This is a genomic window from Extibacter muris, assembly GCF_004345005.1.
In the GTDB taxonomy this organism is placed as follows: Bacteria; Bacillota; Clostridia; order Lachnospirales; family Lachnospiraceae; genus Extibacter; species Extibacter muris.
In genome coordinates this window covers 204886-216954 of sequence record NZ_SMMX01000002.1, presented here as the reverse complement: position 1 = coordinate 216954, position 12069 = coordinate 204886, and the positions used below count along the sequence as shown (strand labels likewise).

11 protein-coding genes are annotated in these 12069 nt (G+C 50.6%); 2 read left to right on the top strand and 9 right to left on the bottom strand.

Annotation, left to right across the window (positions count from 1 at the left end):
* Positions 1 to 12: 12 nt before the first annotated feature.
* Positions 13 to 1065 (bottom strand): ureidoglycolate dehydrogenase, encoded by a 1053-nt coding sequence (allD, locus tag E1963_RS02870; RefSeq protein WP_132275028.1) that lies wholly within the window; start codon positions 1063 to 1065, stop codon positions 13 to 15.
* A 37-nt stretch (positions 1066 to 1102) separates the two neighbouring features.
* Positions 1103 to 1891 carry a (S)-ureidoglycine aminohydrolase gene (gene allE, locus E1963_RS02865; RefSeq protein WP_049728203.1) on the bottom strand — a complete coding sequence of 263 codons (789 nt, stop codon included), beginning with the start codon at positions 1889 to 1891 and terminating at the stop codon, positions 1103 to 1105.
* A gap of 357 nt (positions 1892 to 2248) precedes the next feature.
* Between allE and E1963_RS02860 the strand changes: the two genes are divergently transcribed.
* Positions 2249 to 3103 carry an alpha/beta hydrolase gene (locus tag E1963_RS02860; protein WP_132275026.1) on the top strand — a complete coding sequence of 285 codons (855 nt, stop codon included), beginning with the start codon at positions 2249 to 2251 and terminating at the stop codon, positions 3101 to 3103.
* A 97-nt stretch (positions 3104 to 3200) separates the two neighbouring features.
* Here the strand turns inward: E1963_RS02860 and E1963_RS02855 are convergent, their stop codons facing one another.
* The 4 genes from E1963_RS02855 to allB (E1963_RS02840) are packed head-to-tail and all read right to left on the bottom strand — an operon-like array spanning position 3201 to position 8781.
* Positions 3201 to 4565: an NCS1 family transporter gene (locus tag E1963_RS02855; RefSeq protein WP_132275023.1), complete on the bottom strand. Its 1365-nt coding sequence runs from the start codon at positions 4563 to 4565 to the stop codon at positions 3201 to 3203.
* A gap of 28 nt (positions 4566 to 4593) precedes the next feature.
* Positions 4594 to 5967, bottom strand: a complete 1374-nt coding sequence (gene allB, locus E1963_RS02850) for an allantoinase AllB (RefSeq protein ID WP_132275020.1) — start codon at positions 5965 to 5967, stop codon at positions 4594 to 4596.
* A gap of 15 nt (positions 5968 to 5982) precedes the next feature.
* On the bottom strand, positions 5983 to 7344 hold the full coding sequence (locus tag E1963_RS02845) for an NCS1 family transporter (protein ID WP_132275018.1): 1362 nt from the start codon (positions 7342 to 7344) through the stop codon (positions 5983 to 5985).
* A 27-nt stretch (positions 7345 to 7371) separates the two neighbouring features.
* Positions 7372 to 8781 carry an allantoinase AllB gene (gene allB, locus E1963_RS02840; protein ID WP_132275015.1) on the bottom strand — a complete coding sequence of 470 codons (1410 nt, stop codon included), beginning with the start codon at positions 8779 to 8781 and terminating at the stop codon, positions 7372 to 7374.
* A 274-nt stretch (positions 8782 to 9055) separates the two neighbouring features.
* Here allB (E1963_RS02840) and E1963_RS02835 point away from each other — a divergent pair, with 274 nt between their 5' ends.
* Positions 9056 to 9925, top strand: a complete 870-nt coding sequence (locus E1963_RS02835; protein WP_132275012.1) for an oxamate carbamoyltransferase subunit AllH family protein — start codon at positions 9056 to 9058, stop codon at positions 9923 to 9925.
* A 59-nt stretch (positions 9926 to 9984) separates the two neighbouring features.
* Here the strand turns inward: E1963_RS02835 and E1963_RS02830 are convergent, their stop codons facing one another.
* From E1963_RS02830 to E1963_RS02820, 3 genes are read right to left on the bottom strand one after another with little or no spacing between them, the layout of a single operon-like run.
* Complete coding sequence (locus tag E1963_RS02830) at positions 9985 to 10515, bottom strand: hypothetical protein (protein WP_132275009.1); 531 nt, start codon at positions 10513 to 10515, stop codon at positions 9985 to 9987.
* A complete protein-coding gene (locus E1963_RS02825; protein ID WP_132275006.1) occupies positions 10506 to 11162 on the bottom strand; it encodes a DnaJ domain-containing protein in 657 nt (218 codons plus the stop codon). Before E1963_RS02825 ends, E1963_RS02830 begins: the two co-directional genes overlap by 10 nt.
* Positions 11163 to 11168: 6 nt before the next feature.
* Positions 11169 to 12002: a DUF5685 family protein gene (locus tag E1963_RS02820; protein ID WP_132275004.1), complete on the bottom strand. Its 834-nt coding sequence runs from the start codon at positions 12000 to 12002 to the stop codon at positions 11169 to 11171.
* Between the last annotated feature and the right edge of the window lie 67 nt (positions 12003 to 12069).

Sequence of the window (12069 nt, the reverse complement as noted above, 5' to 3'; positions counted from 1 at the left end):
GTTCTCCTTCTCCTATTCGGCAAATCTGTTTTTGTGGTCGTATCTGTCGTAATGTACATCCTCACTCACGAGATAGTTATAGATCTCATCTACAATCTCCACGCCGCCTGTCTCATATGCCTTATCACGCCGCATAACCGCGCGCTCTCCCGGATAGTATACTTTTCCGTACCCTTCGGCCGCAGGCATCTCTCCCAGCTCATCGAGCACCTGGGACATCGATTTCTTAAATGCATCCAGACCGACGAACCTGGACGGATCCATAACGATGAACATCTGTCCCAGATCTCTTCCCTTGGAAAGGTCATGATACATGGAACTGACATGTTTTCCGAACGGGACGCCGAGCAGCACTCCGGCAAATACGTCGACCATCATCATCAGCCCGTATCCTTTTGCGCCTGCAATCGGAAGCAGCGCGTTGACCAGCCTTGAATCTGTCACAGGCTGCCCTTTTTCATCCACCGCCCAGGAATCCGGTATCGCTTCATGTCTGGAACGCTTGTCCAGAATCTTGCCCCATGCCTGGACCGTCGTCGCCATATCGAACACGACTGTCCTGTCGTCCGCGGTAGGCGCCGCGAACGAGATGGGGTTCGTGCCATAGTAAGGCTCCGTTCCTCCGAACGGCACTGCCATCGGGTCAGACTGGCAGAACGCGATTGCCACAAGATCCTGCTTTGCAGCCATCTCTGTATAGTATCCGATAGAACCGCTGTGTGATATGTTGCGGATACCAGTCACAGCGATGCCTGACTTTTTAGCCATCTCTATCGTCTTTTCCATGGCAAGGGTGGAAGCCACGTAGCCGCAGCCGTTGTCACCTTCATATATCGCAGAGCACGGTCCCGTCTCTTTCCATTCAAACACAGGGTCTGTCGTAATGCCGCCTTTGGCAATCCGCTCGCTGTAATACTCTACCCGGACAGCGCCATGGGAATGGTACCCCCTTTCGTCCGACCATGTGAGTATCTCCGCCGTCATATCGGCGTGCTCTTCACTTAAGCCTGCTTTTATCAGCTTGTTTTTCATCAGGTTTTTTAATTCATCTCGAGATAGTTTCATATTTTCCGCTCCTCTTCGCTATTTCTCTTTCCCCGGTTTATAATACCACGTCTCTGTTACAGTCTTTCGAGTAGATGTAAGCGAAGTCCTCCTCGCGTCCTACTGCGTAACAAGCCTGTGGGCAGTATGCATCCAGGAACATATAGTCGCCTGCTTTGACCGGTACCCATTCGTCATCTACACGGTACATGCCCTTGCCCTGCAGGAAATACATTCCGTGCTCCTGTACATGCGTCTCGATATAGCCATGGGACGCGCCAAGCTTAAATTTGAGGATGTGCATGTTCATATCAAATCCAAAGTCGCCTGCAGCCGGAAGGAAATCCTTGATATGGCAGTTCTCCATCCCTTCATATTCAATCCATGGCAGGTCGTTGGCATTGCCGACAACCGTGTATGCACTGTAGCCTTCCACTCTTTCGTATCTGCGTTTGTATACAAAAAGCTTAGCCTCTTCTTTGCCCTTGTTCTCAAAAGATACTACGTTGCTTTCCGGTGAGAAGATGTATCCACCTGCCGTGAGCGCTTCTTCTTTATCCGCATTTTTAACCGTAACTTCGCCTGATATCACATACAGGAATGTCTCCAGCCCTTCTCCGCCGATTCCGCTGTTCTTGCCGCCTTCTCTTGCCGTTACGAGATAATCGGCAAAGGATGCTCCCATCGCCGGTGAGCCAAGGATCGTCACGTCACAGTTCTCGTAGCCCGGAATGCTGTTCTTCACAAGCCCGTCTGGCTCGAGAAGCACATAATTCTCTTTCTTGATTACGGAACGTGTCATCAAAAGCTCCTCGCGGTATCCTACCTGATCGTTTAAATAACTCATTTTTAATTCCTCTCTTTCTTAACATATTATTTGCTCTAGTGGTCAACCAGTTTTTATACCATAATTATGACAACTGCCATCTGATTTTTCAATTATTATTATTGAGAAAACCGAACAGAATTTTTATCAACTTTATACCCCATTGTCATTTTTTTCACATGTCTGCCTATATCGGTTTTATGTTATAATACTTTTATTGCAGCGACTGCCGACATGCCTTTTTTACCAGGATATTATTTTGTAGATATTTATCCGCAGCAGACAAAAATATATGCACCTCGCTGCACGTTATTTGTGTTATCTATATGCTTCATCCATATGGCCCGCTAAAATGGGGATTGAAAGGAGACTTACAAAATGCTAGAGAAGAAAGTTATAGAAATAAGCAATGCATTATACAAGAAGCATGCCACCGTCTATGCAGACAGCAGCGCCACGCCCAGAGCCTGTATCCTGTATTTCCACGGAGGCGGCCTTCTGTACGGGGAAAGGGATGACCTTCCCAAGCTCCATATCGACACGCTGACAGGCGCAGGATATATCATCATCTCATATGACTATCCCCTTGCCCCGGCGGCAAAGCTGAATACGATCCTGGATGACGTATCTTCCTCCATCTCACACTATGTAGAATGCTCTGACATGTACGGTGGCAGCGAACTTCCTTTCTTCCTCTGGGGGCGTTCCGCGGGCGCATATCTCTGTCTTCTGGCCGCCGCTCAGGGGGACCTTCCCACCGCCCCGAAGGGTATCCTTTCCTACTATGGATACGGCTTTCTCTGCGACGGCTGGTTCGAGGCGCCAAGCAGCTTCTATTGCTCTCTCCCTCTGGTGGAAGCCTCCTGCCTGGACAACGCGGGGGCAGGGCTCCAGGCTTTTGGAGGCATGGACACGCATTACAGCATCTATGTCTATGCAAGGCAGACCGGCCGGTGGCGGACGCTGCTGTACGAAGGGCGCGAGAAATACTTCTATCTGGACTATACCCTGCGTACATGCACCTCTCTGCCCTGTCCGCTGTTCTGTGCCCACAGCACGAACGACCCGGATGTACCATATGAAGAATTCCTGGCGCTTACGGGCCGCTATGCCGCAAAACAGTTTATCGCGGCCGGCAGCACCCACGATTTCGACCGGGTCGAGGACGATCCGTTTACGAAGAGCCTTCTCCAAGAGACGCTGAAGTTCCTCGACGAAGCCATGGATACGTAAAACATACGCTGGCGGGATATATGTCAGATGAAGGGAAGGTGTGGAATCATTCCACACCTTCCCTTTGTCGTACACTTATAATCTCTATTTTTAGTCTTTATTCACCGAATATCGTCCCTTTGCGGAATGGCGCCGAGCTCTTCATCGTCTTCATCAGGAAGTAGTACACAAGACCTGTCGGTATGAGGCTTATGTACCATGACAGCTCCACGATGAGCAGGGAGCAGAGGGAGCCCACGACTATCGCGATGATGGCCGCCCAGTTGACGCCTTTGTATATTCCCTGCTTGTCGTACATGTTGTTGATATCCAGCTTCTTCTTGCGAAGGATATAGTAGTCTACCGCCATAACCGCGAAGATCGGTCCGAGGAACGCAGAGTAGAACTGGGTAAACAGGCTGAGTCCTGCCGCCGACTGATCGGTAACCAGCTTCCATGGCATACAGCACGCGGAGAGGATACCGACGACGACTGTGGCGTGCGACCATTTCATGTGGAAGGATTCCATCAATACGTAAGACGGAGGCACGATATTGTTCAACACGTTCGTCGTTACCTGGGCAAAGGCGATGAACAGAAGCGTCACGATCGTAAGGAACTTGCTTCCCATCGTCGTAGAGAACACGACGACCGGATCGCTGTTGCCTGTCGCTGCCGTAACAAGAAGGCCTATGAGCCCCATGAACAGCGTTACCGGCAGGATTGCCACCGTGTATATGCTTGCCGTGCGGACAGACTTTACATTTTCCTTCAGGTTACGTGAATAGTCTGATGCGTTGATGATCATGGTCGAATAGATGCCAAGGAAGGATGTGGTCGCTGCCCAGAACGGCATGCCCCACGTTCCTTTTATTCCTGAGAACACGTCATCAATCTCTGTGGCAAACTGCGTCTTAACCACGTACAGCATGTAAGCCAGGATTGCAATGATAAAGACACAGGATATGTTCTCAAGCCATTTGATTCCTTCAAACCCTTTGATCGCAAGCGCTACCTGCAGAAGCGTGAACAATGCATAGACGACCGGCAGATTGTCAAATCCGAACAAGATCTTGAAACAGCTGTTGATGGCCCCGGCTCCTACCCAGCTCTGGAATCCGAACCAGATAATCGCAGGCACGCCTCTGAGCAGTCCCGGTATCTTGACGCCTGCCGTTCCAAAGCTGCTTCTGAGCTGTACCGTATAAGGTATCCCATACTTATGTCCGCAGTTGCCGATTACGACGAGCGCAATGGCGATAACGAGGCATCCAATGATCATGGCAAGAATCGCCTGCCCCACCGTCAGCACACCTATCAGCCCCGCGCCCATGGAGAACGTACCGATAGATACGCACCCTCCCATAAAGCTTGCCGCATAGGATAAGGACCCCATGATACGTTTCCTGGTCGGCTGAAGATCCGGGTCCACATTCTTGACGAGCTCCGGGTTTAACTCCAAATTATCAATGATATTACTCATCTTCTCTCTCCTTTCGATATGCACAGGCTCAGCTTAATCTTCTGATCAATTCGCCCACGCCTTTTTCTGCTGTAATCTTTCCGTCTTCGGCAACGACATTCCCGCGAATCAGCGTACATACCGGCTGTCCCTTGCCCTTCATGCCGACAAATGCAGATATTTTATTAACATACAGGAGAGAATCACTTGTTATCTCCCATTCTTTCTGCGGGTCAACGATTACCAGATCCGCGTCAAATCCCGGCTTGATATCTCCTTTTCTGCCGTAGATTCCAAACGCCCTGGCCGGAAGCTTTGCCATAGAATTGGCAAGCACGGCAGGGCTTACGCCCCTCTTAACGCACCCTTCGTTGAATGCCACCTGGAAACCGCTCTGAATTCCGCTGATGCCTCCCCATACGTCGAATACATTCTCTATCTTGCTGCCAAGAATTTCTTTGAACTTCTCATCATAGGAACACGGGGAATGGTCGCTTGCAATTCCGCTGAACGTACCGTCTTCTACGTATGTCCACAGTCTGTCTACTTCGTCCTGGGAACGGAGCGGAGGCGCACACTTGAACATCGGTCCGTTTTCTATGACGTCCCTGTCTGTGAGGCTTAAGTAATGTGAACATGTTTCTGCTGTTATATCATAGCCTTCCTGCTGTGCTTCCTTGATCTTCTGCGCCACATCCGGGCTGCTCACATGACAGATATGTACCTTGCATCCCGTTGCCTTGGCAATCTCGATCATATCTACCGTCGCTACCATCTCGGCGATGACCGGTCTGGAATCCAGAAAGCCCTGCCAGTCAAGACGGCCTTCCTTTTTCATCCTGGCCTCCTGCCATTTGATCATGGAAAAGTCTTCGCAGTGGAAGCCTGCCCGACCGCCAAATTCTCTGATGCGCTGCATCGCCTCATATGCCTGCCCGTAATTTAAGGAGCTGTAATCCGGGGATACGGGGCCGATGAATGATTTGAATGCTACGCAACCTTTGTCATGCATCCCTTTCAAATCCTCGAGGTTATCCGGTACGAGGCCTCCCCAGAAGCAATAGTCCGAGTAGGCATTGCTGTCCACTTTTTCCACCTTACGGTCAAACAGGTCTGCATTCGTCATCGCCGGCTCATTCTGCAGCGGCATATCGATGACCGTCGTATAGCCGCCGACCGCGGCCGCGGCCGTACCATGCTCATAGTCTTCCCGCCACTCATAGCCAGGGTCATTCAGATGTGCGTGCGTATCGATCGCTCCGGGGAACACATAGTTCCCCTTCGCGTCTATGACTTTTGAAGCCTCAGGCTCGATACCTGCTGCCAGCACGGCTGCTATTTTACCGTCTTTTATGGCTATGTTCCCTTCCGAGACAGCATCTGCCGTTACAATTATTCCATTTTTCACTAAAATATCATACATATGTATTGCCTCCTATCACTTCTCAAGAGAAGTTCCTTTCCTGAAACGTCCGCATGACGGCATCTTCTTCATACAGAAATAGTATACCAGCCCTGTCGGTATCGTGGCTGTAAAGAAGGATATGTCTACATTGATCAGCCCGATGACCGCGCCTACGGCCGTCGCTATGATGGCTGCCCAGTTGATGCCGGCGTGGTTTCCTTTATCATCATACAAGTCATCCAGCTTTTCGCCATCGATCTTGCCTCTGTGCAGAATATAGTAATCGGTAATCAGGACTGCGAATATCGGCCCGAAGAACGCGGTATAGATCTTGACGAACAGGTCTAATCCCGCAGCCGAGCTGTCATTTGTCAGAATCCACGGACAAGTGCAGACAGCCAGGACACCGACAAGGATGACCGCTGTCCTGTGCTTCATCTTGAACGCGTCCATAAATGCATAAGCCGGCGGCACGACATTGCTGGCGAGGTTTGTCGTCATCTGCGCAAATAAGATGAATCCGAGTGTCGCTACTAAGAGGACTTTGTTATTGACCATCTGCGAGAATGCATTGATCGGGTTCGCGATACCTGTAGCAGTAGAAGCCATCGCGCCAATCAGGCCAAGCAGCACTGTCGTAGGCACCATGGCGATAAAGTAGGCGACACCGCGCTTTCCTACGGAGAAGCCGCCTTTCAGCTCCCTGGAGTAGTCACCTGCATTGAGCATGACGGTCGTACTGTTTCCGAAGAATGCTATGATGGCCGCAATAAACGGCATCCCCCAGGAACCTTCCCTGCTGATGAGCTTATCGCCGATAACGCCCCAGTACTGGGTAACACATACATAGAGCATGTAGAGCATCGCGCATACGATGACGACGCCTCCAACATTCTCTACCCATTTGATTCCATGGAAGCCCTTTACCGACAGGATGATCTGGAGCACCTGGAACAAGATGAAGAACAATACGACATTGTCATATCCGAAGATCGCTATGGATATCTGGTTGATTGCAGATCCCCCAAGCCATGTCTGGAATCCATACCACACGATTGCAGGCAGGCCTCTGATCATGACAGGTACGATGTTCCCCTTTGTACCGTATGCGCTCTTCAGCTGAATCGCATATGGAGCTCCTGACTTATAGCTGAAACGGTCATTCGCGCAGATGCCGATAACGAGGATGGTCGAACCAATCAGCACGGCAAGGAACACCTGCATAAGGTTAAGCCCTTTGTCAAGCTGTGCGGAACCCATCGTCAGCGTACCGATAGAGATACATCCGCCAAGCCAGAGCATCAGGTATGATCCCCATCCCATAATTCGGTCTTTCTCCTGAATCGGCGCCAATGAGCCGGATTCTTTTTTTACTTCATTATTTACATCACTCATAATCTCTCTCCTTCATTCCTTCTTTTGTTATCTGGCGTCTGCCGGAGTCACATACATCCCATATCCCACGGCGTCCTCGTTGTAGCTGCCGTCGGCGGCCACGACTTTGCCACGGATGATCGTATATACCGGGGCACCTTTTCCTTCCAGCCCGTCAAAGCAGGATACGTGCCCTTTCGTCAGCAGCTCTTCCTGCCTGCATTTCCATTCTTTGTCCGGATCCACGATAACGATATCTCCGTCGAATCCAAGCTCGAACGCGCCTTTCTTACCGTACAGTCCGAACACTTTTGCGGGATTGTAATCCATCACTTCTGCAATCAGGGTCGGGCTTAAGCCTTTCTTGTTGACAACCATGTCAAACATCATCGGAAGGAAGAACTGGATTGCATTCAAGCCGCCCCAAGCATGCCATATATCCTTTGTCGCATTGTCCTTTTCTTCATCTGCCGCCGGAGAATGGTCGCTGCCCACACAGGATAATGTCCCGTCAAGCACATAGTCCCACAGCTTCTCCATGTCTTCTTTTGTACGCATCGGAGGGGTGCATTTTGCCGGAGCACCTTTTTCAAATACAAAGTCTTCCGTAAATCCAAGATAGTGCGGGCATGTCTCGGCCGTGACCGGAAGCCCTTCATGGATGGCATCTTTTACCACCTGTGCAACCATCGGATGGCTCACATGGCAGATATGTACACGGCCGCCGGTCGCCCGGGCCATATCGATCACGTTCTTCGTGGCTACATATTCCGTCCATACGTCATGAGAGTCGAGGAAATCCCTGATCTTCTCTTCATCGCTTCTGCCTTCTCTTGCCTTCGCCTCTTTTTCACGTTCCAGTACCTGGCCGAATTCTTCACAGTGGAATCCGCAAAGTGCATTGTATGGCTTCAGTATCTCCAGCGCCTTTCTTACATTTCCCATATTGACAGTAGGGAACAGGTCCCCATTTGGACATGTAAAGCCTTTGAAAGCCGCCACGCCGCAGTTATGCAGGTCGACCAGGTCATTCATATTGTTCTTTACAGAACCCGGCTGGTTGTCATAGTCTCCTACGATGCCGCCCCAAAGTGCATAATCAATCACCGAGTGCTTGCTGATACGTCCCATCTTCAGGTCAAAAATCTCTTTGTTCATTAGAGAAGGATCATTGTTCAGAGGCATGTCGATCAGGCACGTACAGCCTGCCACGGCGGCCGCTCTGGAACCGGTCTCGAAATCCTCCCGGTGCTCGAATCCCGGCTCGTTAAGATGCGCATGGCAGTCGATGATGCCCGGAAACACATAGTTCCCCTTCGCATCGATAACTTCTTTTGCTTCCGCCACTGTTCCTTTTGCAAGAAAAGCAGAATACACGCCGTCCTTCACTGCAATATCCGCCTCGTAAATCCTGTCCGGGGTTACAAGCTTTCCGTTTTTCACTACTAAATCATACATCGCTTTCCTCCTTGTCAAAGGTACCAATTGTCTTTTTTTTATCATACTCTGGTTAACCATTTATTACATAACATGTATTTTATTAGATACAATCCAGAAAAACAATGACATGAAATCGGGAAAAAATAGCGTTTTTTTGTCTGATATGTATAAAAATAATTATCATTCGATTTATTTTTTGTAATTTATTCTATTATTTGATAGAATTTATTATTAGATTGGAGTCTGTCATCGGCACTCCGTCCACCACACCCGGCTAAGGAGCTGCTAAGCTATGATTTCTATGATAACCGATACATCCACATATGCAGACGATTTCGTGCGTCAATGCTCTTCCGGCACCGTCCATTCTGTATATAGCAAAACGATAAATATTCAGGCACAAGGGCAGCTTCTTGCCCTGCAGTCCGCCGCCTCCCCGCTGTCCCCTGTCAGCCTTATGACGAATCTGACAGCCGGGCAGCTGGAATCGCTCCATATCGATCCGGGGCAGGCTGTACGCTTTTCCAGAGATTCTATAGAGATCATATCTTTAGGAAACTCGTCCATCTTCCGTTACAGCCCCAGCCTTATCTATCGTTCAGAGCTGTCTGGGTTCTCCGCGTGGTCTTCTCCTGACATATTGAAAAGCCGGGTACAGATGGCTGTCAGCAGATCTGAAAGCAGCGGTTTCCGCCAGCTGTTTTCGTCCAGTGCCGGGAAGGCAGGCGATGAAAGCCTGGTTCTTTCCGCCGCCATGGAACATATGTCGCGCTGCCGCCTCCTGCTCCGGACCAATGCATACATGGAAGCGGCCCGCACTCTGGCACGGCTCATCGGACTTGGCATCGGGCTTACGCCAAGCGGCGATGACTTTCTGTGCGGCGTGCTCGCTTCGCTCACGCTCTGCCGGCTTACCGATCATCCTTTCGCGCGCTGCCTGGCCGCACAGCTGGAGGGCCATCTGTCCGATACGAATGACATCAGCGGAACGTTCCTGCGCTGTGCGCTTCAGAACCAGTTCAGCCAGGCTGTCTGCAGGCTGTGGGACCTCCCTCCGGCAGATGAGATTCTCCAAAGCTTTGAGGCTGTGGGACACTCCTCCGGGACAGATACATTGTGCGGTATCCTGTATGCCCTGGATCTTGCCGGTGTCTTAAAATAAGGATGGCCAAACAGTCGTCACGGCTGCTCTGCCATCCTTATTCGCAAATCGCAATATTCTCAATTCATCAGATGCCCCCGCATCCGGCTCCATATGTGTCTCTGTACGTATTCATACGCCCTGTCGTATAACCATATGCCTATCTGTCCCGCTGCTATGATACCGACGAGCATCATGCCTGACATCCTGCGTCCGAACAGCAGCTCCTGCAGCAGTAACACCGCGGGAATATACAGAATGTTGAATATGATGTATTTTATTATCCAGAATGCCGCCCTGCGGTTCTGAATCCGTGAAGCCACGAGCCTGCGGTGGACCGCCTCGACAGCCACGATATAGGATCCCATCGCCGCAAATGTAATCACATAGAATTTGTTCGGAGCCAGCAGAAGTCCGAGCAGGACCGCCGCAAGCCAGAATGCCGTCCCCATTCCAAGGCCAAATTCCCGGATGACGATTCCGGTTAAATAGGACGCCGCCGCCAGCAGGAACAAGGTGCTCGTCTCTATCACGCTGCCAAGGGCCATGAATACGACCGACAACGCCAGCATCAGGCCGCACACTGCCATAGATTTTGCCTTTACATGCATGTGCAAAGATCTCCTCCCATACATTCGCAGAGCTGGTCTGCAATACACAAGTCGCAGCACATATTGCCGGTACCGCATGTCTGTCCGCCGGCACCGTATCCGCCGTACGGGTTATTCTGGTACCTCTGGCTGTTCCATTCGAGCTGGCTCAGAAGCTGCCGGTACTGCACATTGTTTGGTTCCATATTGACTGCCTGGGCCGCGTGGTCCCTGGCCAGTACATTGTTCCCCATGCCTGCGTTGGCATACGCGCTCGCATAATACCACTGTGAAGTCCGCTCCGGCATACGGTTCAGAAGGTTGAGCGCCTCCTGGAAACGTCTGCTGTTGATGAAGTTATACACCGCCTGCATCTCGACATTCTGCTGGGAGCTGTCGAAGCCGCCCTGCTGGCCGCCTCCGGCGCTGCCATATCCGCTGCTTCCGCCGTAGCCGTAACGGTAGCCGCCGCCTTGCTCCCTTTCTTTCATAATCGTATCGTAGGCTTCCTGGACTTCCTTGAACCTCTCTTCCGCCAGATCGGCCAGCGGGTTGTTCACATTGGCATCCGGATGGTATTTTCTCGTCAGCTCCCGGTATGCACTCTTTATCTCATCGTCTGACGCATTTTGGGATACCCCTAATACTTCATATGGATTCTTCGTCATATCGCTTTATTCCTTCGCTTCCTTCTTTTGTTGCTGAACCTTTTTATAACGGTTCCAAACTCCATCATATAATATATTGCGCAAAATGTCTATATCTAATAGGCACGGCAGCTGCTCAAATCCGGCACAGCACTCCGCAATCATCATCTGGAGCATCTGAAGGCATCTCTCTTCATAATCTTCGTGCCCTGCGGCTCCTTTCAGCGGATTATAGCATCCTTCCCGCCTGTCTTTGTCCAGGTCTTCGTATGCGTCCATGATGTAGATGAATTTGCCGAGAAAGAACCCCAGGGTCCTGAGCCGGTCTTCCCAGTGGTCCTTCCTGTACACAAGAAGCTCCGACATGAGCCTGCCAAAGCACCCTGCCGGTATATCGATATCCGTGACGCCCTCTTTCTCACACGCCGACAGCTCTTTCAGGGAACGGCAGATTGCCCTGCTCTGCCTCGGATACTTCTTTATGATCTGCCTGACCTTGCGGTGAAGCGCATAGGTTCCGGCAAATCCGCTGATCTTCTTCTCATCTATCCAGTCATCCTTCATATGGAAATAAGCAAGTATCATATTCATGTCCGCCGCATACGCCGTATATTCATTCACCAGCATATCCTGCTTCTTTACCGGATGTACCTTGCACGGGCACGTCATGTGCTCTGTCTCCGCCTCGTATAGCGAGGTCAGCAGCACTACCGCAAATGTCATATCATATGTAAGCGTCATCTGTCCGAGAAAGCCGTAACGCTCTTTGAGCGTATGGCAGAGTCCGCAGTAATAGGACTTATACTTCCTGAAATCCCTGACCTTCAGCTCAGGCTCATAAATCGTAACATATCCAAACATCGTCTTTTTCTTCCTTTTAAGCTTATAATAGGCTGACAGCAGAGCCGTCAGCCTATTATATCACAGA